The organism is Pseudomonas sp. CFBP 8771, assembly GCF_014841695.1.
GTDB classification, from domain to species: domain Bacteria; phylum Pseudomonadota; class Gammaproteobacteria; order Pseudomonadales; family Pseudomonadaceae; genus Aquipseudomonas; species Aquipseudomonas baltica.
The window spans coordinates 42,729-67,848 of sequence record NZ_JACYUJ010000010.1 but is presented as its reverse complement, the minus strand read 5'-3'; the positions used below and the strand labels follow the sequence as shown (position 1 = coordinate 67,848).

Sequence of the window (25,120 nt, the reverse complement as noted above, 5' to 3'; positions counted from 1 at the left end):
GGCTTGCAGCCCGGCTGCCCGGAGGCCTAATGAGCTATGTGATCGACCGACGCCTCAATGGCAAGAACAAGAGTACGGTGAACCGCCAGCGTTTCCTGCGGCGTTACCGTGACCACATCAAGAAGGCCGTGGAAGATGCCGTCGGCCGTCGTTCCATCACAGACATGGAACATGGCGAGCAGATCAGCATTCCCGGCCGCGATATCGACGAGCCGGTGTTGCAGCACGGCCGCGGCGGCAAGCAGACCGTGGTGCACCCCGGCAACAAGGAGTTCACCGCCGGCGAACACATCGCCCGCCCCCAGGGCGGAGGCGGCGGCAAGGGACCTGGCAAGGCGGGCAACTCCGGCGAGGGCATGGACGAGTTCGTGTTCCAGATCACCCAGGAGGAATTTCTCGAATTCATGTTCGAGGACCTGGAACTGCCCAACCTGGTGAAGCGCAACCTCAGTGGTACCGACACCTACAAGACGGTGCGTGCCGGTATCAGCAACGAGGGCAACCCTTCGCGGATCAACATCATCCGCACCCTGCGCTCGGCCCACGCGCGGCGCATAGCGCTTTCAGGCAGCAGCCGCGCCAAGCTCAAGGCGACCAAGCTTGAACTCGAGCGTTTGAAGATCGAGGAACCGGATAATTTCGGTGACATTCAGGCATTGATCGGCGAAATCGAAAAGCTCAGCGCGCGCATCCATCGCGTGCCCTTTCTGGACACCTTCGACCTCAAGTACAACCTGCTGGTCAAGCATCCCAACCCCAGTTCCAAGGCGGTAATGTTCTGCCTGATGGACGTGTCCGGTTCCATGACCCAGGCCACCAAGGACATAGCCAAGCGCTTCTTCATCTTGCTGTATCTGTTTCTCAAGCGTAACTACGACAAGATCGAAGTGGTGTTCATCCGCCATCACACCAGCGCCCGCGAAGTCGACGAGGAAGAGTTCTTCTATTCGCGCGAGACCGGCGGCACCATCGTTTCCAGCGCCCTGAAACTGATGCAGGAGATCATGGCCGCGCGGTACCCAACCAACGAATGGAACATCTATGCCGCCCAGGCCTCGGACGGCGACAACTGGAACGACGACTCACCGATTTGCCGGGAAATCCTCACCCAGCAGATCATGCCGTTCGTGCAGTACTACACCTATGTGGAAATCACGCCGCGCGAACATCAGGCCCTGTGGTACGAATACGAGCGCATCAGCGAGTCGTTCGCCGATACGTTCGCCCAGCAGCAGCTGGTGTCGGCCGGTGATATCTATCCGGTCTTCCGTGAACTCTTCCAGCGCAGGTTAGCGACATGACCGCCAGAGAGCAGAAGCGCCAACCCATCTCCACGGGCTCGGAATGGACGTTCGAGCTCATCCAGACCTACGACCGGGAAATCAGCCGCATTGCCGAGCGCTATGCGCTGGACACCTACCCCAACCAGATCGAGGTGATCACTGCCGAGCAGATGATGGATGCGTACGCCTCGGTGGGCATGCCCCTGGGCTATCACCATTGGTCCTACGGCAAGCATTTTCTCAGCACCGAGAAGTCCTACACCCGCGGCCAGATGGGCCTGGCCTACGAGATCGTCATCAACTCCGATCCGTGCATCGCCTACCTGATGGAAGAGAACACCATCTGCATGCAGGCGCTGGTGGTGGCCCATGCCTGCTATGGGCACAACAGCTTCTTCAAGGGCAACTACCTGTTCCGCACCTGGACCGACGCCAGTTCGATCATCGATTACCTGGTGTTCGCCAAGTCCTACATCATGAAGTGCGAGGAACGTCATGGCATCGATGCCGTGGAGGATCTGCTCGATTCCTGCCACGCCCTGATGAACTACGGCGTCGACCGCTACAAGCGTCCCTATCCGATTTCCGCGGAAGAAGAGCGTCGCCGCCAGGCCGATCGCGAAGAGCACCTGCAGCGGCAGATCAACGATCTGTGGCGGACCATTCCCAAGGGTGCCGACAAGAACCGCGAGGAGGACAACGCCCGCTTCCCGGCCGAGCCGCAGGAGAACATCCTGTATTTCATCGAAAAGCATGCGCCGCTGCTCGAGCCCTGGCAGCGCGAGATCGTACGGATCGTGCGCAAGATCGCCCAGTACTTCTACCCGCAACGTCAGACCCAGGTGATGAACGAAGGCTGGGCAACGTTCTGGCACTACACTCTGATGAACGACCTCTACGACGAAGGCCTGGTGACCGACGGCTTCATGATGGAGTTTCTGCAGTCGCACACCAGCGTGGTGTTCCAGCCCGGTTTCGACAGCCCCTACTACAATGGCATCAACCCCTATGCCCTGGGCTTTGCCATGTACCGCGACATACGCCGCATGTGCGAGCACCCGGACGATGAAGATCGCCACTGGTTTCCCGACATCGCCGGCAGTGACTGGCTGTCCACCATCAAGTTCGCCATGAGCAGCTTCAAGGACGAGAGCTTCATCCTGCAGTACCTGTCGCCCAAGGTCATTCGCGACCTGAAGCTGTTCAGCATCATGGACGACGATCAGCGGGACGAGTTACTGGTGCCAGCCATCCACGATGAAAACGGCTATCGCACCATTCGCGAAACCCTGGCGGCGCAGTACAACCTGGGGAACCGCGAGCCCAATGTACAGATCTGGAGCATCGATCGACGCGGTGACCGCTCGCTGACCCTGCGTCATCAGCAACATGACCGCAAGCCACTGGGAGAATCCACCGACGAGGTGCTCAAGCACCTGCACCGCCTGTGGGGGTTCGATATCCACCTGGATACGCTGCAGGGCGATCAGTTGGTCAAGACCCATCACGTGCCACCGCGCAGCGAGCATGCGGACGGCAGCCATGGGCGGATGGACCTCAACGTCGTCCACCTCTGAGGCAGGTGCGTGCGCAAAACCGCCGATGGCTTGGTGTTATCCTTCCGGGCCATCGGAGGTGTTGCAATGAAGATCTATGAAGTGGGTGGAGCGGTGCGCGACCGCTTGCTGGGTATACCGGTCGTGGACATCGATCGCGTGGTGGTCGGTGCCGACGCCGAACGCATGCTCGCTGACGGCTATCGCCCCGTGGGCAGTGATTTCCCGGTGTTCCTGCATCCGCAGACCGGCGAGGAATATGCCCTGGCACGTACCGAGCGCAAGAGCGGACGTGGCTATGGCGGGTTCGTCTTCCACGCCAGCCCGGACGTGACCCTGGAGCAGGACCTGTCGCGGCGCGACCTGACCATCAATGCCATGGCCGAGGACGACGACGGCCGCATCATCGATCCGTACGGCGGTCAGCAGGACCTGAACGAGCGCCTGCTCAGGCACGTGTCCCCAGCGTTCATCGAAGACCCCTTGCGCGTGCTGCGGGTCGCACGTTTCGCCGCGCGCTATGCCGGACTGGGTTTTCGCGTGGCCGAACCGACCCTGCAGCTCATGCGTCAGTTGAGCGAGTCGGGCGAGCTGCAGGCCTTGACCGCCGAACGCAGCTGGAAGGAGATTTCCCGAGCATTGATGGAGGCTCATCCCCAGGTGTTCATTCAAGTGCTGCGCGATTGCGGGGCGCTGGAGCACCTGCTGCCTGAGGTCGACGCGTTGTTTGGCGTGCCGCAGCCGCCGGCCCATCATCCAGAGATCGACACCGGCGTGCATACCCTGAGCGTGCTTGAACAGGCGGCGCGCCATGGCCAGCCACTGAGCGTGCGCTGGGCGTGCCTGCTGCACGACCTGGGCAAGGGCACCACGCGCCCCAGCGAGTGGCCGCGGCATATCGCCCACGAGCAGCGGGGCGTGAAACTGATCAAGGCGGTCAACGAACGCTTCAAGGTGCCCAGGGATTGTCAGGAGCTGGCGGTGTTGGTGGGTGAATATCACACGCACGGCCATCGAGCCCTGGAGCTCAAGCCGTCGACGCTGCTGGAGCTGCTGCAGAGCTTCGATGTGTACCGTCGCCCCGGGCGCTTCGAGGATTTCATCATGGCGTGCGAGATGGACGCGCGGGGGCGCTTGGGGTTCGAGGCGCGGGAATATCCGCAGGCGGATTACATGCGAGGTGCTGCCGAGGTGGCGCGGGCGGTGGCGGTTCAGCCGCTGGTTGCCCAGGGGTTCAAGGGGCAGGCGTTGGGGGAGGCGTTGAAGCGGGCGCGGTTGGAGGCACTCAAGGCGTATAAGGCGGGGGTTTGAGGGTGGCCTTGGGGGCCTCTTCGCGGGCAGAGACTCGCTCCCACAGGTGGGGAGCTGTGCTTGTGAAGAAGACGGTGATGATTCAAAGCGTGACGGGAGTCAATTGCTGCCCGCGCCATTCGAATGGAACGGGGGCCAACACCTGGTCGATGTTCGACTCGCGCCAAAGCTGGTCAAGACTCACCCCTGCGCCCGGATGCACCAACTCTGGCGCAATCAATGCCAATGGCCACAGTACAAACGCATTTTTCAGAATTTCGGCACGGGGCAGCACCAGTCCGTCGAAGTTGCCGACCAGGTCGCCGTACAGCAATACATCGATATCCAACGGCAGACCTTTGCGCTCCGGGGCGTAGCGGCCATTGTCGGCTTCGATGAACTTCAACCGACGATCCAGTACGGTCAACGGCAAGTCGGTCAGCCCGGTTACTACCAGATTGAAGAACGGGCCGCTCTTGATGCCTACCGGCTGGCTTTCGAATACCGCTGAACAGCGCATGTCCACGAGCAAGGACGCCAACGCATCGAGCCCCGCACACAGATGGCGTTCTCGGTCGGTGTTGCTGCCCAGGCCCAGGTAGATTCTATTCAGCGACATCCGCGCTCGATCTCCACACCGACACCTTGCGCCGCCGCGACGGCACCCGGCTTGGTGATCTTGAGCCGCAGCCAGGGAATGCCGAATTCGCTCATCAACTGCTGGGCCAGACGTTCGGCGAACGTCTCGACCAGTTCGAAGCGAGCCTGCGCGGCAAATGCCTGGACGCGCTGCGACACCGTCGCATAGTCGAGGGCCAGGGTGAGGTCGTCGCCAGCCGCAGCCGGGCGGTTGTCCCAGGCGAACACCAGGTCCAGACGCAGGCACTGACGAATGTCACGCTCCCAATCGTAGGCGCCGATCACCGTGTCGACCTCCAGACCTTCGATAAACACTCTGTCCAAGCACTTCACTCCGCAGCACGACAAGGGCGCCAGGCGCCGTTAGAATCAAGGGTTTCCAGACCCGGAAATAGTAAGCATGTTCTGGTTGCTGGCGCTTGGCGCCTACCTGCTCGGCTCGCTGTCCTTCGCTATCGTGCTCAGTCGCGCGACGGGCACTCCCGACCCGCGAATGAGCGGTTCGGGCAACGCCGGGGCAACCAACATGCTGCGCCTGGCCGGTAAAAAGCTCGCCATCCTCACTCTGCTGGGCGACTTGTGCAAGGGTTTGCTGCCGGTGCTGGCCGCCGCCTGGGCCGGGATGACACTTGGGCAGCAAGCCTGGATCGGGCTCTGCGCGGTGATCGGCCACCTGTTCCCGCTGTATTTCCGCTTCAAGGGCGGCAAGGGCGTGGCCACCTCCGCAGGCCTGCTGCTGGGGCTGTACCCACCCGCTGCGCTGCTGGCAATGCTTGCCTGGGCGCTGACCTTTCGGCTCACCCGCACCAGTTCGCTGGCGGCCCTGATCGCCACGCCCCTGACCCTGCCGTTGCTGGCCTGGCAGCGCCCTGAGGCGCTGCTGCCCATGAGCGTGCTGACGGTGCTGGTGATCTGGCGTCACCGCGGTAACCTGCGCGATTTGTTCGCCGGCCGCGAGCGTCACTTCTGAGCGGGCTGGCCAACATATTCAGAGCGGTGGCAACTGCTCCATTGGCCAACGCGCCTGGACACTGATCGCCAGGGTTTCCTGCTGGCCGGCCAACAGCCGCTGACAACCAGCATAGGCGATCATTGCGCCGTTATCCGTACAGAACTGCGGACGGGCGTAATAGACATTGCCACCCAGTTCACCCAGCATTTTTTCCAGGCCCTGGCGCAGCGACTGGTTGGCACTCACCCCGCCGGCGATCACCAGGCGCTTGAGGCCGGTCTGCTTCAAGGCGCGACGGCATTTGTAGGTCAGGGTATCGACCACTGCCTGCTCGAAGGCCAAGGAGATGTCGCAGCGGGTCTGATCGCCGTCGTCTCCGGCGCTGCGGCACTGCTGCCAGGTGTTGAGAGCGAAGGTCTTCAAGCCGCTGAAGCTGAAATCCAGGCCAGGGCGGTCGCACATCGGTCGGGGGAAGGTAAAGCGCCCCGCCACACCCTGCCTGGCCAGGCGGGCAATCTCCGGGCCACCCGGGTAATTCAGGCCGATCAGCTTGGCGGTCTTGTCGAAGGCTTCCCCGGCGGCATCGTCCAGGGTCTCGCCCAGCAACGCATACTGGCCGATGCCGTCGACCTGCACCAATTGCGTATGGCCGCCGGACACCAGCAGAGCGACGAACGGAAACTGCGGCGGCTGCTCTTCCAGCATGGGCGCCAACAGGTGGCCTTCCATGTGATGAACGCCCAAGGCCGGTATGTCCCAGGCGAACGCCAGCGCCTGCGCACACGAGGCACCTACCAGCAGCGCCCCGACCAGGCCGGGGCCGGCCGTGTAGGCGATGGCGTCGATCTCGGTTGCCGCGCAGTCGGCTTCGGCCAAGACCTGGCGGATCAACGGCAGCATGCGCTTGACGTGATCGCGCGAGGCAAGCTCGGGCACGACCCCGCCATAGGCGCGATGCAGGTCGATCTGGCTGAACAGCGCGTCGGCCAGCAGGCCGCGTTCGCTGTCGTATAATGCGACACCGGTTTCGTCGCAGGACGTTTCCAATCCCAGTACTAGCATGGCCAGGCCTTGTGGAGCTCTATTCGAAGGCGCGCATGATAGTCGTCGAACAAGGCACCGACCAGCGGTTTTCGATCAGAGGCTTTGCATTCCTGTCGGGTAAGGGTTAACATCCGCAACCCTTAAAAACCGACGTACTTATGCGCGATTTTGCCATGAGATGTCGACCCCGGTAATGAATGAAGGTAGCTCTGGATGCCAGCCGTCAAAGTTAAAGAGAACGAACCCTTCGACGTAGCTCTGCGTCGTTTCAAGCGCTCCTGCGAAAAAGCCGGTGTACTGGCTGAAGTTCGTAGCCGCGAATTTTACGAGAAGCCGACTTCGGAGCGTAAGCGCAAGGCAGCAGCCGCTGTCAAACGCCACGCCAAGAAAGTCCAGCGCGAACAGCGCCGCGCCGTTCGTCTGTACTAATACACAGACGTTCGTTGCAAGCTTCTGCCTTGCCCGGCCCACAGCCGGGCTGCCGGCAGTTGCAGCAGTACCCCGCCTCAACCGTCAGAACTGGTTTCATCGCCAGATCGTGCGCGTCATTCTGACGAGCCTTGCAAGGCTGCAGACGAGCACACTTATTCCTTTGGCAACGCCCTGCTTCGACTGCTGCCCCCGGGCTCCGTTGAACGTACAGACGTTTCCGATACAGAAATCTGCGCTGCAACACCTGCCAGACCGATTTCCAATGGGTACACTTCCGCTCCTGGGCTGCTGATAAAGAGAACGCCATGGCCGGGCTGATTCCCCAAGGCTTCATCGACGACCTGCTCAACCGCACCGATATCGTCGATGTCGTGCAGTCTCGCCTGCAAATGAAGAAAGCCGGCAAGAACTACACCGCCTGCTGCCCGTTCCACAAGGAAAAGACTCCCTCGTTCAGCGTCAGCCCCGACAAGCAGTTCTATTACTGTTTTGGCTGCGGCGCGGGCGGCAATGCCCTTGGCTTCATCATGGACCACGACAACCTGGACTTCCCCCAGGCCGTCGAGGAACTGGCCAAGGCCGCCGGCATGGAAGTGCCGCGCGAAGACAGCGGGCGCAACAGCAAGCCTCGCCAGCCCACCGACTCACCGTTGTACCCCTTGCTTGAAGCTGCCGCGCAGTTCTACCGCATGGCGCTCAAGGGGCATGCGCAACGTCGCGCGGCAGTCGACTACCTCAAGGGTCGGGGCCTGTCCGGCGAGATCGCCCGCGATTTCGGCCTGGGCTTCGCCCCGCCCGGCTGGGACAACCTGTTCAAGCACCTGAGCAGCGACAGCCTGCAACAGAAAGCCATGATCGACGCCGGCCTGCTGGTGGAGAATGCCGACTCGGGCAAGCGTTACGACCGTTTTCGCGACCGCGTGATGTTCCCCATCCGCGACAGCCGCGGACGGGTCATCGCCTTCGGTGGCCGCGTGCTCGGTGACGACAAGCCCAAGTACCTGAACTCGCCGGAAACCCCGGTGTTCCACAAGGGCCAGGAGCTGTACGGCCTGTACGAGGCACGCAAGCACAACCGCAACCTCGACGAGATCATCGTAGTGGAAGGCTACATGGACGTCATTGCCCTGGCCCAGCAAGGCCTGCGCAATGCCGTCGCGACCCTGGGCACGGCCACCAGCGAGGAACATCTCAAGCGCTTGTTCCGCGTGGTGCCCAGCGTGCTGTTCTGCTTCGACGGCGACCAGGCCGGCCGCAATGCCGCCTGGCGCGCACTGGAAGCTGCACTGCCGAGCCTGCAGGATGGGCGCAAGGCGCGATTCCTGTTTCTGCCCGAAGGCGAAGACCCGGATACCCTGGTGCGCTCTGAAGGAACAGACGCCTTCCGCGCCCGCATCAACCAGCACGCACAGCCGCTGGCCGACTATTTTTTCCAGCAGTTGACCGAAGAAGCCGATCCGCGCTCGCTCGAAGGCAAGGCGCACATGGCGACACTGGCTGCGCCGCTGATCGACAAGGTGCCCGGCGCCAATCTGCGCACGTTGATGCGCAACCGCCTGAGCCAGATCACCGGCTTGAGCGGCGAGGCTGTCAGCCAGCTGGTGCAAAGCGCCCCTGCCACACCGATGCCCAGCCATGATCCGCTGGCCGATTACGATTCGATGCCGGGTTATTCGCCCGACTTCAGTGACTTTCATGCGCCGCCGGCCTTCGAACCACAGCAACAATGGACATCGGCCAAGCCAGGCGGGAAGAAATGGGAAGGCAAGCCCTGGAAGGGCAAAGGCAAGCGTGATTTCGAGCCGCGCCCGCAGCCGCGCACGCCGGTGACCGTCGAGCCGCCTACCCTGAGCGCGCTGCGAACCTTGCTGCACTACCCGCAACTGGCGGAAAAGGTCGAGGACGTCAGCCATTTTGCCGATGAAGAACAGGTACACGCGCAGTTGCTGGTGGCATTGCTCGAAGCCCTGCAGAAGAATCCTAAGCTACGCTCTCTGCAGTTGATCGCGCGATGGCACGGCACCGAACAGGGCAAGCTGCTGCGAGCACTGGCCGAGAAAGAATGGCTGATCGATGCCGATAACCTTGAACAACAGTTTTTCGACACTATAACTAGCTTGTCCGCTCGCCAACGCGAGCGTTGTCTCGAGCATTTGCTCAGAAAATCAAGACAGAGTGAACTGAGCGCAGAGGAAAAGAATCAACTGCGCGAGCTACTCAGCCGCAATGTTCACGCACAAACCCCGACCTCAACTGGCGCGTGAGGTCCTAGCTCGGGTATAATCCTCGGCTTGTTTTTTGCCCGCCAAGACCTTCAGTGGATAGGGTGTTATGTCCGGAAAAGCGCAACAGCAGTCTCGTATCAAAGAGTTGATCACCCGTGGTCGTGAGCAGGGTTACCTGACTTACGCCGAGGTCAACGATCACCTGCCCGAGGATATTTCAGATCCGGAGCAGGTGGAAGACATCATCCGCATGATCAACGACATGGGGATCAACGTATTCGAGAGTGCTCCGGATGCGGATGCCCTTTTGTTGGCCGAAGCCGATACCGACGAAGCGGCGGCCGAAGAGGCCGCTGCCGCGTTGGCCGCGGTCGAGACCGACATCGGTCGCACGACCGACCCGGTGCGCATGTACATGCGCGAAATGGGTACGGTCGAGCTGCTCACGCGTGAAGGCGAAATCGAAATCGCCAAACGTATCGAAGAGGGCATCCGTGAAGTGATGGGCGCAATTGCGCACTTCCCCGGCACGGTCGAGCACATCCTCAGCGAATACGATCGTGTGACCACCGAGGGCGGCCGTCTGTCCGACGTGCTTAGCGGCTACATCGACCCGGACGAAGGCATTGCGCCGCCGGCCGAGGTACCGCCGCCGGTCGAGAAATCGGCCGACAAGGCCGATGGCAAGGATGACGACGACGACGAAGCCAACAGCGACGACGAGGACGAAGTCGAAAGCGGTCCGGATCCCGTCATCGCCCAGCAGCGCTTCGGCGCCGTGTCCGACCAGCTCGCCGTTACCTTGAAGGCTTTGAAGAAGCATGGCCGCCACAGCAAGCAAGGCATTGCCGAGATGCTGCTGCTGGCCGAGCTGTTCATGCCGATCAAGCTGGTGCCAAAGCAGTTCGAAGGCCTGGTGGAGCGTGTTCGTGGTGCTCTGGAGCGTCTGCGTCAGCAGGAACGCGCCATCATGCAGCTGTGCGTGCGTGATGCACGCATGCCGCGTGCCGACTTCCTGCGCCAGTTCCCCGGCAACGAAGTCGACCAGACCTGGAGCGATGCCCTGGCCAACGGCAAGGCGAAGTACGCCGAAGCCATCGGTCGCCTGCAGGCCGACATCCAGCGCTGCCAGCAGAAGCTGAGCGCGTTGGAAGCGGAAACCGGCCTGACCATCGCCGAGATCAAGGACATCAACCGTCGCATGTCGATTGGCGAAGCCAAGGCGCGTCGGGCGAAGAAAGAGATGGTCGAGGCCAACCTGCGTCTGGTGATCTCGATTGCCAAGAAGTACACCAACCGTGGCCTGCAATTCCTCGACCTGATCCAGGAAGGCAACATCGGCTTGATGAAGGCGGTGGACAAGTTCGAATACCGTCGCGGCTACAAGTTCTCGACGTACGCCACCTGGTGGATTCGTCAGGCCATCACTCGCTCGATCGCCGACCAGGCACGCACCATCCGTATTCCGGTGCACATGATCGAGACCATCAACAAGCTCAACCGCATTTCGCGGCAGATGCTGCAGGAGATGGGTCGCGAGCCTACGCCTGAAGAGCTGGGCGAGCGCATGGAGATGCCCGAGGACAAGATCCGCAAGGTCTTGAAGATCGCCAAGGAGCCTATCTCCATGGAGACGCCGATTGGTGACGACGAAGACTCCCATCTGGGTGACTTCATCGAAGACTCCACCATGCAGTCGCCGATCGACGTGGCCACCGTGGAGAGCCTCAAGGAAGCCACGCGCGAAGTGCTGGGCGGCCTTACTGCACGGGAAGCCAAGGTGCTGCGCATGCGTTTCGGCATCGACATGAACACCGACCACACCCTCGAGGAAGTCGGCAAGCAGTTCGATGTTACCCGCGAGCGTATCCGCCAGATCGAAGCCAAGGCGCTGCGCAAGCTGCGTCACCCGACCAGAAGCGAGCACCTGCGCTCGTTCCTCGACGAATAAGCTTCTGCGACGAGCACCACCAAAACCCCCGGCCCTGTCGGGGGTTTTGCATCATGGACCGATGGCCTTCAAGTTTGTTATCACCCCCTCTTCCCGCTGGCCGCCGCGCCCGACTACACTGGCCCTTTCTGCGCTGGTCCAACGAGGCTGCCATGCATCGACTGCCGGCACTTGTGCTGCTGACTTCGCTCGCCGGGCCAGCCATCGCCGACACCCCTCCTCCCGCCGGCTACCCGCCAGGGCAACTTGAACGTGCGTCGTTGCACACCGACGGCGCAAACGCGCGCCCTGTGTTCGCAGCGCTGGCAAGCGACCGCGCGCCGTCGCTGGACGAGGAGACTGTGGCCGATGCCGCGCCCGCGCGCGACTGGTACAACACCCTGATCTACGGTCTGCCAGGGCTGGTCATGTTGGTGATTGCCCTGGGCGTGGTGATCCGCATCAACCGTCGCCTGACCTCGGAGATCAGCCAGCGCATTGCCCTGGAGCATGAGCTGCGCAGCAGCGAATACCATTACCGCGGCTTGGTCGAGAGCCTTTCGGCCATCGCCTGGGAAGCCGACACCACCGACTACACCTACAGTTACGTCTCGCCCCATGCCGAGGCCCTGCTGGGCTACCCTCTGCAGAGCTGGCTGGAGCCGGGCTTCTGGCAGCGCATCCTGCACCCCGAGGATGCCCGCCGAGCGCGCGCCTACTGCTCGGAACAGACCGCCGCAGGCGTCGGGCATGCCCTTGAATACCGGGTGATCACCGCCGACGGACGCAGCCTGTGGGTACGCGACATCGTCAGCCTGATCAAGCATGACCTGCGCCCGGTGATGCGCGGCCTGATGATCGACATCAGCGAAACCAAGAAGATCGAAGAGGCCCAGCGCCTGTCCGAGCAGAAATTCGCCTCGGTGTTCCGCCAGTGCCCCGACATCCTGGTCATCGCGCGGCTCAGCGACGGCTGCCTGCTGGAGGTCAACGAGGCTTTCGAAGAGCAGATCGGCCTCAAGGCGCCGCAGGTGGTCGGACGCCGCGCCGCCGAGCTGGATATCTGGGGTGTGGACGGCGTGGCACCGCGCCTGCTCAAGCGCCTGCAGGGCGGCAGCGTGCGCAACCTGGAGATGACCTTTCGCCGCGACAACGGCCAGCGCTTCACCGGCCTGCTTTCGGCCGAGCCGTTCGAACTGGAAACCACCGCCGCCCTGGTCGTGGTGGTGCGCGACATCAGCGAGCTCAAGCAGACCCAGCAACGCCTGCAGATTTCCGAAGAGAAATTCGCCAAGGCGTTCCATGCCTCGCCCGACGGCATGCTGCTGACCCGGCAAAGTGATGGGCTGCTGATCGAGGTCAATGAAGGCTTCAGCATCATGACCGGGCACAAGAGCAAGACCTCGCTGGATCGCTCGACCCTGGAGCTGGGCATCTGGGCCGACCCCAACGAGCGCAAGCGGCTATTGGAGAAACTGCAGCGGCAAGGCTTCGTTCGCGACTTCGCCTGCCGTATTCGGCGCATCGATGGCCAGGTGCGACTCTGTGAGGTGTCGGTGCGCCCGCTGCCGATCGGCGGCGACGCTTGCATGCTGACAATTGCCCGCGACATCACCGAGCGCCACCAGATGCAGCACAAGCTGGCGCTGGCGGCGACCGTGTTCGAGAGCACCGCCGAGGGCGTGCTGATCACCGACACCCAGCAGCGCATCAGCATGGTCAACCGCGCCTTCACCGAGATCACTGGCTTCAGCGAACAGGAGGTGCTGGGGCAGACCCCTCGCCTGCTCGCCTCGGGCCAGCACGACAGCGCGTTCTACATCGCCATGTGGCATCGGCTGGCCGCCGAGGGGCATTGGCAGGGTGAGATCTGCAACCGGCGCAAGAACGGCGAGCTGTACCCCAGCTGGCTGACCATCAGCTCGGTGCGCAACGGCGACGAAGCGATCACCCATTTCGTGGCGGTGTTCGCCGACATTTCCAGCCTCAAGCACGCCCAGGCGCGGCTGGACTATCAGGCCCATCACGACCCCCTGACCGGCCTGCCCAACCGCACCTTGTTCGAAAGCCGGCTTGCCGCCGCCCTGGCCAGCCAGACCGAAGCCGGCGGCCAGGGCGCGGTGCTGTTCCTCGATCTCGACCGTTTCAAACACATCAACGACAGCCTCGGCCACCCGGTGGGCGACCTGCTGCTCAAGGGCATCGCCCAGCGCCTCAAGGAGCAAGTGCGCGACATCGACACCGTGGCGCGCCTGGGCGGCGACGAGTTCATCATCCTGCTGCCGGGCCTGGCCCACGCCAGCGATGCCGAGCATATCGCCGCCAAGGTCCTGGCCTGCTTTACTGCGCCGTTCCAGGCCGGCGACCACGAGTTCTTCACCAGCGCCAGTATCGGCACCAGCCTGTATCCACAGGATGGCAGCGACGTCGCCACCCTGGTCAAGAACGCCGATGCCGCCATGTACCGCTCCAAGGCCAAGGGCCGCAACCGGGTAGAGAGCTACACCCGCGACCTCACCACCCAGGCGACCACCCGCATCGCGCTGGAGCACGAGCTGCGCCGCGCGATCGAGCGCGACGAGCTGAGCCTGAGCTATCAGCCCAAGTTCAGCATCGACACCCACAGCCTGGTGGGCGCCGAAGCGCTGATCCGCTGGAAGCACCCCAACTTCGGCGACGTGCCGCCCGAGCAATTCATTTCGCTGGCCGAAGAGAACGGGATGATCCTGCAGCTCGGCGATTGGGTACTGGAACAGGCCTGCCGACAGATGTGCGAGTGGAAACGGCTGTACCACGAGTTCGGCCCGCTGTCGGTCAACCTCGCCGGCGCCCAGCTGCGCCAACCCAACCTGCTCAAGCGCATCGAAGGCCTGCTGGCTGACAGCGGCCTGCGCCCGCAATCGCTGCAACTGGAGATCACCGAAAACTTCATCATGAGCCAGGCCGAAGAAGCCCTGGTGGTGCTGCATCAACTCAAGCGCCTGGGCGTACAGCTGGCCATCGACGACTTCGGCACTGGCTACTCCTCGCTGAGCTACCTCAAGCGCCTGCCGCTGGACATCCTCAAGATCGACCAGTCGTTCGTCCGCGGCCTGCCCGACGACCCCCACGATGCCGCCATCGTACGGGCGATCATCGCCCTGGGCCGCAGCATGCAACTGACCGTCATCGCCGAAGGCGTGGAAACCCCCGCACAGCAGGCATTCCTCGCCCGCGAAGGCTGCGAGCAGATCCAAGGCTACCTGGTCAGCCTGCCCCTGCCCCCCGAGCGCTTCGCCGCGACCTTTCTTCGTATGCGCCTTTCGGATTTTTCGGATAGCACTCCCTTCAATCCATCGCTATAATCGGCGGCCTTCTGGGGCCTATAGCTCAGTTGGTTAGAGCAGGGGACTCATAATCCCTTGGTCGCAGGTTCGAGTCCTGCTGGGCCCACCAAGATTTGAGAGCCGCGCTTTGCGCGGCTTTTTTTGTTTTGGAAAGGCCTTTGTCGCGATCGGCTTCCAGCACGTGGTCGCCAATATGTTCGTCATACCGGCGGCCATCTTTGCCGGGGCTTTGAGCTGGGCGCAGTTCGGCGATAATTTTGCTCCGGTATTCTTGGGTAATGCCGTGGGAGGCGCGGTCTTCGTTGGGCTGGCCTATCATGTGGCGTACTTCAAGACGGCAACCGGTTCCGAGGCGTCAGCCACGGTCAGTGGTACGCGAACGCAGAAATAATCCAGCTATGCTGGCGTTGGTACTGTCATCAAGGTTGAGAAATGGATTTCACACCCCTCATCGCCCAGTTCTGGGGCACGCTGAGCTGGGCGCTCCCGCTCCTGTTGCTCATCACGTTGTTCAAGTCGCCGTGGGTCAAGGGTCATATCGGTGAGCTGCTGGTACGCCTGTTTGCACATTGGCAACTGGACCAACACACCTATCGCCGCCTGCACAACGTCACCCTGAATACGCCTGACGGCACGACGCAGATCGATCACGTGTTTCTCTCGGTCCATGGCATTTTCGTGCTGGAAACGAAGAACATGAGCGGCTGGATTTTCGGTACTGAACAACAGGCGCAGTGGACGCAGAAGTTTCCCAGGCGCAGCTTCAAATTCCAGAACCCTCTTCGGCAGAACTACAAACACCTGAAAGCGCTGGAAGCCACTTTGGGGGTGAGCCCTGGCCACTTGCATTCGCTGATCACGTTCGTTGGGGGCAGTACGTTCAAGACCGAGATGCCGGCCAATGTGACTCGGGGCATCGGGTTCATCCGCTATATCAAGTCGTTTCGGCAGGTGGTGTTCAGCGAGGCGGAAGTCGATGACATGTTGCAAGCACTGAAGGCCGGGCGTCTGGCACCGAGCATTGCGACTCATCGCGAACACGTGCAACAACTCAAGCGTCGCAGTGATCCAAGCGCTGAACGTTGTTGCCCGAAGTGTGGCAATGCGCTGGTCATTCGCACGCGGAAAACGGGAGCCAATGCCGGGCAGCAGTTTTGGGGATGTTCGGCTTTTCCCAAGTGTAGAGTCATGCAAAGTCTCTAAGGTGCTGCGCTCCATCAGGCTGTTGATTGAAGGCAAACTACCCAAATGTTTGCCTGAACGGATCGGCACTTTTCTGTATTGCGGCGACCACGTGCTGCGCTTGCTCCGTCACCTCACCCGAGCTCGCCAGCACCTGCTCCAACGCCTGCAATTGCCTGCGGATCACTTCTTGTGGCTGCTCTACAGCACAGAGCTGGGCGAAATCCAGCAAGCCCTGTCGCGAGGCGAACATTGATTTGCTACCGATCAAGTCCAGGGCAAGTACGTCGTCAGGGATATAGGCCGTGGTGTTGACGATGTCGTAGGCGGGTGCAAGCCGTGCATCGCCTTGGGCGGGATTGGCGTAGAGCAGTCCGAAGTTTTTCAGATGAGCATCGCCGTTGCCGACGATGCAGCTGAGAGTCACGATGGCGAATAGCTGAGACAGTGAATGCTCTATCCGGTCCGGGGCGCAGAACATACGGATGGCTCTGGCAATGGACGAGTAGCTCTTGCTGTACTTCTGTTCGGCAGGCAGGCCCATGAGGGCTGTCATGTCCTCGAAGCCAATGGGGTTGAGCTGCTCGTCCCGATCGAAGCGGCGCATGACGAATAGTTTGGTGTTATCGGACAGGTAGAATTCCGGCACAACGATTCCAGAAGCCTTGGCCACGGACATGCAGAGAAACTCGTTGATCGCCAGGCCAGGGAATTCATCTCGGCCGCTCTTGATGATCAGTTCGGACGTTTTCGAGGTGAATCGCTGCGGCGCGTGGTTTTGATGCTCAGGTACCAGCACCTTGGGTTGCACCCCTGAGATGCCGGCACGCAGGATGTAGCGATCGACCAGGCTGGCGAAGATGTCCTCGGCACCATCCCAGGCGAGGATCTCATCCAGCCTTTCTCCGGGGAACTGTTGGCGTTGCAACAGCGCATCGACTTCCGGCGAGTTGACTGCGACTCGCCCGATGGGCGAACTGCTGCCTGAAAGTGCCAGGAGTAGCATTGGATCGACGTTTGTCAGCTTGGCCAGGCGATTACGCAGCTGCTCCAGCACGTAACCCTCAGGCAGATTCATCTGGAAGATGGGATGAAGTTCGCGATGGCGATATTCATCCATTCGCGGGGGCATGAGCAAACTGATCGCCCTGTGGGCACTAGCGTCATCGCGATAGCGGAAGATGTAGTCATCTTCGCTGCGCATCACTCTTCCGCTCTCTCCTTCCGGGGTTGAAACCTGCAGTAGGGTCGGCATCAGTCAAATATCCCGTGAATTTCATCCAGCGTGGGCAGCACGGCAGGTATGACCGTGAGTTCGCAATTCAGCGCAGCGAGCACGCGTGCATAGGCGGTCATGCCGACCGAGAGATCGCCCTTCTCGATCGCGATGACCTTCTGCCGTGTGACAAAAGCCAATGCGGCAAGCCGGGCTTGAGTCATGCCACGATTGAGGCGGCGTTGCCGGATTTGCGCGCCCAGACGGATGGCAATAAGCTCGTAATCCATGTTCTGTATACGTGACAAAGTGAGGTCAATGTAACGTATACCCAACCCTAACGAAAATAAAGCGTCGGCTGACACAAAGTGCAGCCTTTAGGCTCCTCTCTGGAAACCCTCACTTCGCCTGCAAACGAAACCCCAGCAAATTTTCCTGCAACCGGTACTGCTCCCCAATGTTCCCGCAAAAGCTGGTACGCGGCAGAAAGGCGCCGGCGCCGTTCAGGTAGGGCGGGATGTTGGTGCTCTGTTCGCAGCCTTGCAGGATGCGGCCGCGCAGTGCGCCGTTGGCTTGGGCGGAGCGCAGGGCGCCCAGTGGGGTGGTGTCGGCGACGACCAGGGCGCCGGGCGGCACCAGGGTTTCGTAGGTGCGGGCGAACTGGTGCGCGGAGCGGTCTTGCAGGTAGGGCACCAGGTAGTAGCGGATGTCGTTGCGAAACGGCAGGGCTTCGGTGTGGGTCGGCAGCTTGACCCAGCCGTTGGCGTACAGCCCCCACATCGACAGCATGGCCACCGGCCCCGCCAATACCGACAGGTAGACGACGGCAGTGCCGATTCGGCCGCCAGTCAGGTATCTGGCCAGGTGGACCACGCCGAGGATGCTGGCCAGGGCGATGCCCGGCAGGAACAGGGTAAAGCGGTCGAATACGCCGTAGGACACGGCGAACAGGAAGTTGAGCAGCAGCGCTGCCCAGAGCACCTGCAGCGCGCGGGTTTTCGGCCACAGAGTGAGGCCGAGCATTTGCGGGCCGATCAGCGATAACGCCAGCAGCACCACGGCGTTTTTCTCGTGCCACAGGTCGTCGAATCGCCAGAGCGTGTCGTTGCGGCCGCCGGCGATGATCGCCAGTTGGTCGGGGCCTGCCAGGTAACGGCGGGTGATGTCGAACAGGCTCATGCCAGTGTTCAGGTCGTTGATCACGGCAGGCCAGGCTGGCGCAAAACCCAAGGCGATGCCGGGCAGCACCAGCAGCAGGCGCAGCTTGTGTTGCACGGCCAGCTGCACATACAACGGCAGTAGCACCACCAGTGTCAGTGGGTGAATCGCCAGGGCCAGGCCACTGAGCGCGCCGATGGCCAGCAGGCGGCCGGTGGCACCGAGTCGCGCCGGTGCGGCGAAACATAGCCAGTAGGCGCCGATGATCAGCAGGGCATGCAGCACGTAGGGCTCGGCCTTGGTGGAGGCCCAGAACACCGCGTGGGCCAGCACGGTGGCGGTTGCCGCCAGCAGCGCCAGGTGACGTGGGGTGCCGACACTGACCGCCAGGCCGTGGACGACCATGGCCAGTGGCAGCAAGAGGATGGCGTTGAGCAGGCTGAGCAGGTGCATGCCCAGCAGCGCATGAATGACACGAGCGATGAGCGCGTAGAACGGATGGCTGACCGGCCCCAGGGAGGAGCTGAAGAACGGGCCCTGGGCGGCGTCGGCCAGCATCAGGCCGTTGTCCATCCATTGCACCGGACCGCTGGCGGCCAGGAAGCTGGCGATCACGGCGCACGCCAGCATCAAGCCGGCCACGACGGTCGGCAGGTGCGTGCCACGGGTTGAACTCATGTTCCTTGTTCTCCTGTTCCTTGCTCTGTAGGGACCGCGAGCAGCGGGTTGTTCAGTAAAGGTCTGAATGGAAACAGCATCGGTAGGTGAACTATCGCGTGGCGAACTATAGAGGGATTGATAGTTTTTCCACTTCAATTTAATCAATCCATTGCACTCAGACTGCCGCTCGCCTGACGCCAGAAACAGCAAGTTCGACTGCACTTTCGACAAGTCGCGTCAAACTTTCCGTTCAACTGCAGGGTGCTGAACAAAAGGCTCTGCGTGATTTGAAAAAGCGTGACTGGCAACATTGCTTTGAGCACGGCGCCGATCAATGGCCTAATCAACGCTCGCCCACTCGCTGATGGAGCCTGTTTTGTCCGACCGCCACTCGTTTGCCCTGGATGCCCTAGACCGCCAACTGATCGCCGCCCTGCAGATCAATGCCCGCGAAAGCGTGGCGATGCTCGCTCGCGGCCTGGGCATCGCACGTACCACGGTCACCGCACGGCTGGCGCGGCTGGAAAGCTCCGGGGTGATCAGCGGCTACGGGGTAAGGCTGGGCCAGCACGCACTGGATGGCGGCTTGCAGGCTTACGTCGGCATCACCGTGCAGCCGCGTTCCGGCAAGGACGTGGTACGGCGCCTGAGTGGCATGGCGCAGGTGCAGCAACTGTGCGCCGTCAGTGGCGAATTCGATTACGTGGCCTGGCTGCGCACCGATTCGCCGGAACAACTGGATGAGTTGCTGGACCAGATCGGCAGCGTCGACGGGGTGGAGAAAACCACGACCTCGATCATCCTCAGCAACAAGGTGGACCGCCGGGGTTGAGTGCAAGTAGGCACAATGCAGCAACGACGCATCCAATCGACCGATAAAACGTCATATCGACGACACTTTGCGTCTTATTTACCGCATCGTCCTTGCCTAGAATGAACGTGCCTTTTCTTCGTTCAGCCTCAGCCAAGGTCCCCCCATGAGCCCAACTTCGCGTCACCCCGCCGACGGCAAGAAGCCCGTCACCGTTTTCGGCCCGGACTTTCCCTTCGCTTTCGACGACTGGATCGAGCATCCGGCCGGGCTGGGCGTGATTCCCGAGCATCACCATGGGGCCGAGGTGGCCATTGTCGGCGCCGGTATCGCCGGGCTGGTGGCGGCCTACGAGCTGATGAAGCTGGGCCTGCGGCCGGTGGTCTATGAAGCCTCGAAAATGGGCGGGCGCCTGCGCTCGCAGAAGTTCGAGGGCACCGAGGAGATCGTTGCCGAGCTGGGCGGGATGCGCTTTCCGGTTTCGTCCACGGCGTTCTACCACTACGTCGACAAGCTCGGGTTGAAAACCAAACCCTTTCCCAACCCGCTGACGCCGGCTTCGGGCAGCACGGTGATCGATCTGGAAGGCGAGACCTACTACGCCCAGACCCTGGCCGACCTGCCGGCGCTGTTTCAGGAAGTCGCTGACGCCTGGGCCGATGCACTGGAGGAAGGCGCACGCTTCGGTGATATCCAGCAGGCGATACGCGATCGTGACGTGCCGCGCCTCAAGGAACTGTGGAACACCCTGGTGCCGCTGTGGGACGACCGCACCTTCTATGACTTCGTGGCCACGTCCAAGGCCTTTGCGCAGTTGTCATTCCACCACCGCGAGGTGTTTGGCCAGGTCGGTTTCGGCACCGGCGGCTGGGATTCGGACTTCCCCAATTCGATGCTGGAAATCTTCCGTGTGGTGATGACCAACTGTGACGATCACCAGCATCTGGTGATCGGCGGCGTGGAGCAGGTGCCGCTGGGCTTGTGGAAACATGCGCCCGAACGCTGTGCTCACTGGCCGGCCGGCACCAGCTTGGCTTCACTGCACCGGGGCGCGCCGCGCGGCGGGGTGAAGAAGATCGCCCGCGCCGCCGATGGTCGCTTTGCGGTGACCGATCACTGGGACGACACCCGCCACTACGCCGCCGTGCTGACCACCTGCCAGAGCTGGCTGCTGACCACCCAGATCGAGTGCGAGGAAACGCTGTTTTCGCAGAAGATGTGGATGGCGCTGGACCGTACCCGCTACATGCAGTCTTCGAAGACCTTCGTCATGGTCGACCGGCCCTTCTGGAAGGACAAGGACCCGGAGACCGGCCGCGACCTGATGAGCATGACCCTCACCGACCGGCTGACCCGCGGCACCTACCTGTTCGACCATGGCGACGACAAGCCGGGGGTGATCTGCCTGTCATATGCGTGGATGAGCGATGCCTTGAAGATGCTGCCCCACCCCGTGGAGAAGCGCGTCAAGCTGGCCCTGGATGCCTTGAAGAAGATCTATCCGAAAGTGGATATCGCCGCGCGCATCATCGGCGATCCGATCACCGTGTCGTGGGAAGCGGATCCTTACTTCCTCGGTGCGTTCAAGGGCGCCCTGCCGGGTCACTACCGTTACAACCAGCGCATGTATGCGCACTTTATGCAAAGCGCGCTGCCAGACGCACAACGCGGTATCTTCATCGCCGGTGACGACGTGTCGTGGACGCCTGCCTGGGTCGAAGGCGCGGTTCAGACGTCACTGAATGCGGTGTGGGGCATCATGACCCACTTCGATGGCTACACTCACCCGGAGAACCCTGGGCCGGGGGATGTTTTCGACGAACTGGGGCCCATTGCCCTGTCGGATTGACCGTGTCCCTGATCGCCACACTTGATCAACAGACTTGATCACAACAGGAGCCCGCATGCGCATAGCCTTGTACCAATGCCAGTCCCAACCGCTCGACGTCGAGGGCAACCTTGCCCGTTTGCAGGCGCGTGCCCGTGAGGCCGCTCAGTGGGAAGTCGAACTGCTGGTACTGCCGGAAATGTTCCTGAGTGGCTACAACATCGGCGCCGAGGCGGCGCGCGACCTGGCGCAGGCCAGTGACGGCGCCAACGCCGAGCGGGTCGCGCAGATCGCCCGGCAATTCGGCCTGGCCATTGTGTACGGCTACCCGGAACGGGATGAACAGGGCAACGTGTACAACGCGGTGCAGTTGATTGACCGCACCGGTGCGCGCCTGGGCAACTACCGCAAGACGCACCTGTTCGGCGACGCCGATCGCGCCATGTTCAGCGCAGGCGAACAGGCGCCCGCGCTGTTCGAGTTCAATGGCTGGAAGCTGGGCCTGTTGATCTGCTACGACCTGGAATTCCCGGAGAACGCTCGCCGGCTGGCTGCTGCCGGGGCCGAACTGATTGTGGTGCCCACAGCCAACATGGTGCCCTACGGGTTCATCGCCGAGGTAACCGTGCGCAGTCGGGCTTTCGAGAATCAGTGCTACGTGGCGTATGCCAACTACTGCGGCAAGGAGGCGGCATTCGAGTACTGCGGTTTGAGCAGCATTGCCGGGGCGGATGGGCAGCAGATTGCCAAGGCCAGCCGTGACGAAGCGTTGATCGTGGGTACCTTGGACAAAGCCTCGCTGGCATCGGCGCGCACTGCCTTCACCTATTTGAACGACAGGCGGCCGGAGCTTTACTGAAGCAGCCTGGGGGAGCGGTCGTTGGCCGCGAAAGGCATAGTGAAGCGTACCTGATACACCGCGGCGTTTTTTTCGCGGCCACTGGCCGCTCCTATGGAGATCTGGTGGTCTGTGTAGGAGAAATGGCGCTTGGCCAGTGATGTCAATAAACCATCATAGGGGTGTTCCTATCTCCATGGTGGTTTTTTTTTGACGACGTTAAATAGTCGGCTTCTGAAGGGATTTCGAGGTTCGGCCACGCTTGCGGAACGGCTGAGCCCAGACGCTGTGCGGGTTTGCGAGCCGTGCAGCGGATTGGCGGGAGGAAAACGTCAGAAACCCACAATTAAGCAGCAATATGCCAGCGCCAGAAATAAATTCTGATATAAATCATATGCTTAGTGTATTTCAACGCGGCCATCCTAGCCAGTGCACTATTTTTGACGAAAGCGATTGACAGTCCCCCTGCCAAAGCCGATATATCACCCATCTGCCGCCAACACAGCAGTTGCAGTGGTGCCAAAGAGCGCCACGCACATTCGACCCACTACCCCGTATTGCCTTGCAGTCGCTGACTTTGAATACCGGTCCGCGCTGTGTGTTCTGGCGTGTGCAGTCAGCCAGGCTCATTGCAGTACGCGGTCGTTGCGTGCAAACGAAGTTGGAAGTCGCAAGTTCAAGGGATCGTCGAGTACGAACCGGGCGGTAGCTTTGCCCAAACATATAGAACGTTAGTTATGGCGTTCAATCAATCGCGTGTCCAAGGAGGGTTCTTCCTCATGCCACATTTGTTCAACCTGGATGAAAGCACGTCGCGCCGCCTGGCGGCCGATATGAACGAACAGGGCTATGCCGTACTGGAAAACGCTTTGGCGCCCTACGTGCTGGAAGAACTTCGTGCCTATGTGGATGACCAGGCTGCGCGCCATAACAACCAATATTTCGCGTATCATGGCAATGCGCCACTCGTGGGCAGCCGATTGGCTGCCACGGCGGTGTCGAGCGAATTCCGCCAGCACCTGGCGCGCCTGCACGAGCAGGGCCAGGGCCATGCCGCCCCCAGCGACCAGGTGTTCCCGGTGCTGCGTTGCGTGCAGGGCCACAGTGGCTTGAAAGAATCCAACGCGTTTCACTTCGATGCCACTCTGCTGACCATGTTGGTGCCGATCTTCATTCCAGACCAAGGCAAGGACCGCGGCGATCTGGTGCTGTTTCCCAACCTGCGCCGCGTGCGTGGCAGCGTGCTGTTCAACGCAGTCGAGAAGGTCGTGTATCAGAACCCGCTGTGCCGCCGCCTGATGGGCTGGTGCATCGAGCGTGGCTGGCTCAAGCCGCTATTGCTGCGCATGAAGCCTGGCAATGTGTATTTCTTCTGGGGCTATCGCTCGCTGCATGCCAACCAGCCATGCGATCCGGCGCACCGTCGTGCCACCGCGCTGTTCCACTATGGCGATCCGCATGCCGGCAGTCTGACCACGCGGATGATTCTGCGGCTCAACCAGCACCGCGCTCGCCGCGCAGTCGCTCGCAGCAAAAGTCAGGCGTCCTGAGCGGACAACACCGTGTTGGACACTTCGGGGAATGGCGAGCAGCCAGGGAGCAGCAAATGATCAATGTAACCAAGTCCTATCTGGGCGACATCGACAAGTTCAAGGCCTATGTGGACCGTATCTACGAGTCCCACTGGCTGACCAACCACGGTCCGCTGTGCTGCGAGCTGGAGGAGCGCCTGAAGGATTACCTGGGCGTGCGCCACCTGATCCTGACCAACAACGGCACTCTGGCACTGCAAGTCGCCTACCGCGCCCTGGGCCTGTCCGGCAGCGCCGTGACCACGCCGTTCAGCTTCGTGGCTACCAGCAGCTCGCTGCACTGGGAAGGCATTCGCCCGGTATTCGCCGACATCGACCCGCACACCTGGAACATCGACCCCGAGCAGATTCCAGCCAGCCTGCAGCCGGACACCAGCGCCATCGTTGCCACCCACGTGTTCGGCAACCCTTGCGCGGTGGAACGCATCGAAGCGATTGCCCGCCAGTACCGCCTCAAGGTGGTGTACGACGGCGCGCACGCTTTCGCCGTGAAACAGGCCGGCCAATCGGTATTCAACTGGGGCGATGCCAGCACCTTGAGCTTTCATGCGACCAAGCTGTTCCACACCATCGAGGGTGGCGCAATCGTCACCAACGACGACGATGTGGCTGCCCGTGTGCGCAAGCTGTGCAACTTCGGCATCACCGACGTCGACAAGATCGAAGGCCTGGGCACCAACGCCAAGCTCAACGAGTTCTGCGCCGCCATGGGCCTGAGCGTGCTCGACGACATCGACAACATCCTCGAGCGCCGCGCCGAGATGGGTCATTACTACACCCAGCGCCTGGGTGGCTACCTGGACCTGCAACTTCAGGCCGACGACAGCCAGATCAACTACAGCTACTTTCCGGTGGCGTTGCAGAACGAAGCCCAGGTGCTGGCCATGCGCACCGCGCTGCAGGCCGACGGTATCAACCCACGACGTTATTTTTACCCCTCGCTCGATACCCTGGACTATCTGCAACCGCAAGCGGTCCAGTACCAGTCGCGCAGCTTGAGCGACCGTGTGCTGTGCCTGCCCATCTACCCTGGGCTGGCACGCGCCACTCAGGATCAGGTCATCGATACCCTGCTGCGCGGCCACGAGCTGCATTATCCACAACCCGTTGCATGGGCCGCCGCCGTATGAACCGTCGTAACCAAAGCCTGAAAGCGTG

At 61.7% G+C, this 25,120-nt stretch carries 20 protein-coding genes, 1 tRNA gene and 1 pseudogene; 16 read left to right on the top strand and 6 right to left on the bottom strand.

The features are described from left to right. The first annotated feature begins 29 nt into the window (after positions 1 to 29). The 3 genes from IFT80_RS20605 to IFT80_RS20595 all read left to right on the top strand — a co-directional run bounded on the left by IFT80_RS20605 (position 30) and on the right by IFT80_RS20595 (position 4,150). Complete coding sequence (locus IFT80_RS20605; protein WP_192138215.1) at positions 30 to 1,301, top strand: YeaH/YhbH family protein; 1,272 nt, start codon at positions 30 to 32, stop codon at positions 1,299 to 1,301. Next, positions 1,298 to 2,860: a SpoVR family protein gene (locus IFT80_RS20600; protein WP_122477140.1), complete on the top strand. Its 1,563-nt coding sequence runs from the start codon at positions 1,298 to 1,300 to the stop codon at positions 2,858 to 2,860. Before IFT80_RS20605 ends, IFT80_RS20600 begins: the two co-directional genes overlap by 4 nt. Positions 2,861 to 2,926: 66 nt before the next feature. Then, positions 2,927 to 4,150 (top strand): multifunctional CCA addition/repair protein, encoded by a 1,224-nt coding sequence (locus tag IFT80_RS20595; protein WP_192138213.1) that lies wholly within the window; start codon positions 2,927 to 2,929, stop codon positions 4,148 to 4,150. An 82-nt stretch (positions 4,151 to 4,232) separates the two neighbouring features. Here the strand turns inward: IFT80_RS20595 and folK are convergent, their stop codons facing one another. Together folK and folB are read right to left on the bottom strand one after the other, a co-directional pair. Beyond that, entirely contained in the window at positions 4,233 to 4,748 is a 516-nt protein-coding gene (gene folK / locus IFT80_RS20590; protein WP_192138212.1) for a 2-amino-4-hydroxy-6-hydroxymethyldihydropteridine diphosphokinase, read from the bottom strand. Continuing rightward, the gene (folB, locus tag IFT80_RS20585) at positions 4,739 to 5,092 is read right to left on the bottom strand and encodes a dihydroneopterin aldolase (RefSeq protein WP_192104472.1); all 354 of its coding nucleotides are present in this window, start codon (positions 5,090 to 5,092) and stop codon (positions 4,739 to 4,741) included. Before folB ends, folK begins: the two co-directional genes overlap by 10 nt. Before the next feature lie 76 nt (positions 5,093 to 5,168). Between folB and plsY the strand changes: the two genes are divergently transcribed. Further along, positions 5,169 to 5,738 (top strand): glycerol-3-phosphate 1-O-acyltransferase PlsY, encoded by a 570-nt coding sequence (gene plsY / locus IFT80_RS20580; RefSeq protein ID WP_192060048.1) that lies wholly within the window; start codon positions 5,169 to 5,171, stop codon positions 5,736 to 5,738. A gap of 18 nt (positions 5,739 to 5,756) precedes the next feature. Here plsY and tsaD read toward each other — a convergent pair whose 3' ends face one another. Next, positions 5,757 to 6,782 (bottom strand): tRNA (adenosine(37)-N6)-threonylcarbamoyltransferase complex transferase subunit TsaD, encoded by a 1,026-nt coding sequence (gene tsaD / locus IFT80_RS20575; protein ID WP_192138211.1) that lies wholly within the window; start codon positions 6,780 to 6,782, stop codon positions 5,757 to 5,759. Between the two features lie 195 nt (positions 6,783 to 6,977). Here tsaD and rpsU point away from each other — a divergent pair, with 195 nt between their 5' ends. The 7 genes and pseudogenes from rpsU to IFT80_RS20540 all read left to right on the top strand — a co-directional run bounded on the left by rpsU (position 6,978) and on the right by IFT80_RS20540 (position 15,880). Beyond that, positions 6,978 to 7,193, top strand: coding sequence for a 30S ribosomal protein S21 (gene rpsU, locus IFT80_RS20570; RefSeq protein ID WP_002551877.1), 216 nt, complete (start codon positions 6,978 to 6,980; stop codon positions 7,191 to 7,193). Between the two features lie 308 nt (positions 7,194 to 7,501). Next, positions 7,502 to 9,460 (top strand): DNA primase, encoded by a 1,959-nt coding sequence (gene dnaG / locus IFT80_RS20565; protein WP_192138210.1) that lies wholly within the window; start codon positions 7,502 to 7,504, stop codon positions 9,458 to 9,460. 67 nt (positions 9,461 to 9,527) lie between these two features. Next, positions 9,528 to 11,372 carry an RNA polymerase sigma factor RpoD gene (gene rpoD / locus IFT80_RS20560; RefSeq protein ID WP_122477129.1) on the top strand — a complete coding sequence of 615 codons (1,845 nt, stop codon included), beginning with the start codon at positions 9,528 to 9,530 and terminating at the stop codon, positions 11,370 to 11,372. A 374-nt stretch (positions 11,373 to 11,746) separates the two neighbouring features. Next, positions 11,747 to 14,695 (top strand): annotated as a pseudogene (locus IFT80_RS20555) (sensor domain-containing protein); the annotation flags it as partial. Positions 14,696 to 14,709: 14 nt separating this feature from the next. Beyond that, positions 14,710 to 14,786 (top strand) — tRNA-Ile (locus IFT80_RS20550). Beyond that, positions 14,775 to 15,068, top strand: a complete 294-nt coding sequence (locus IFT80_RS20545; protein ID WP_342214351.1) for a formate/nitrite transporter family protein — start codon at positions 14,775 to 14,777, stop codon at positions 15,066 to 15,068. Before IFT80_RS20550 ends, IFT80_RS20545 begins: the two co-directional genes overlap by 12 nt. A 41-nt stretch (positions 15,069 to 15,109) precedes the next feature. Continuing rightward, positions 15,110 to 15,880, top strand: a complete 771-nt coding sequence (locus IFT80_RS20540; RefSeq protein ID WP_192138209.1) for a nuclease-related domain-containing protein — start codon at positions 15,110 to 15,112, stop codon at positions 15,878 to 15,880. Between the two features lie 37 nt (positions 15,881 to 15,917). Here the strand turns inward: IFT80_RS20540 and IFT80_RS20535 are convergent, their stop codons facing one another. The 3 genes from IFT80_RS20535 to IFT80_RS20525 form a co-directional block, all read right to left on the bottom strand. Beyond that, the gene (locus IFT80_RS20535; protein WP_192138208.1) at positions 15,918 to 17,114 is read right to left on the bottom strand and encodes a type II toxin-antitoxin system HipA family toxin; all 1,197 of its coding nucleotides are present in this window, start codon (positions 17,112 to 17,114) and stop codon (positions 15,918 to 15,920) included. Further along, positions 17,114 to 17,365: a helix-turn-helix transcriptional regulator gene (locus IFT80_RS20530; protein ID WP_192104480.1), complete on the bottom strand. Its 252-nt coding sequence runs from the start codon at positions 17,363 to 17,365 to the stop codon at positions 17,114 to 17,116. The genes IFT80_RS20535 and IFT80_RS20530 overlap by 1 nt, the downstream gene beginning before the upstream one ends. A 109-nt stretch (positions 17,366 to 17,474) precedes the next feature. After that, positions 17,475 to 18,911, bottom strand: coding sequence for a DUF2723 domain-containing protein (locus IFT80_RS20525; protein WP_192138207.1), 1,437 nt, complete (start codon positions 18,909 to 18,911; stop codon positions 17,475 to 17,477). A 346-nt stretch (positions 18,912 to 19,257) separates the two neighbouring features. Here IFT80_RS20525 and IFT80_RS20520 point away from each other — a divergent pair, with 346 nt between their 5' ends. From IFT80_RS20520 to IFT80_RS20500, 5 genes are all read left to right on the top strand, one after another. Next, positions 19,258 to 19,725, top strand: coding sequence for an Lrp/AsnC family transcriptional regulator (locus tag IFT80_RS20520; protein ID WP_185795339.1), 468 nt, complete (start codon positions 19,258 to 19,260; stop codon positions 19,723 to 19,725). A 145-nt stretch (positions 19,726 to 19,870) separates the two neighbouring features. Then, the gene (locus IFT80_RS20515) at positions 19,871 to 21,553 is read left to right on the top strand and encodes a flavin monoamine oxidase family protein (protein ID WP_122800782.1); all 1,683 of its coding nucleotides are present in this window, start codon (positions 19,871 to 19,873) and stop codon (positions 21,551 to 21,553) included. Between the two features lie 55 nt (positions 21,554 to 21,608). Beyond that, positions 21,609 to 22,391 (top strand): carbon-nitrogen hydrolase family protein, encoded by a 783-nt coding sequence (locus IFT80_RS20510; RefSeq protein WP_192138206.1) that lies wholly within the window; start codon positions 21,609 to 21,611, stop codon positions 22,389 to 22,391. A 758-nt stretch (positions 22,392 to 23,149) separates the two neighbouring features. Beyond that, positions 23,150 to 23,920 carry a hypothetical protein gene (locus tag IFT80_RS20505; protein WP_122477118.1) on the top strand — a complete coding sequence of 257 codons (771 nt, stop codon included), beginning with the start codon at positions 23,150 to 23,152 and terminating at the stop codon, positions 23,918 to 23,920. A gap of 56 nt (positions 23,921 to 23,976) precedes the next feature. After that, the gene (locus IFT80_RS20500) at positions 23,977 to 25,092 is read left to right on the top strand and encodes a DegT/DnrJ/EryC1/StrS family aminotransferase (RefSeq protein ID WP_192138205.1); all 1,116 of its coding nucleotides are present in this window, start codon (positions 23,977 to 23,979) and stop codon (positions 25,090 to 25,092) included. Positions 25,093 to 25,120: the final 28 nt, after the last annotated feature.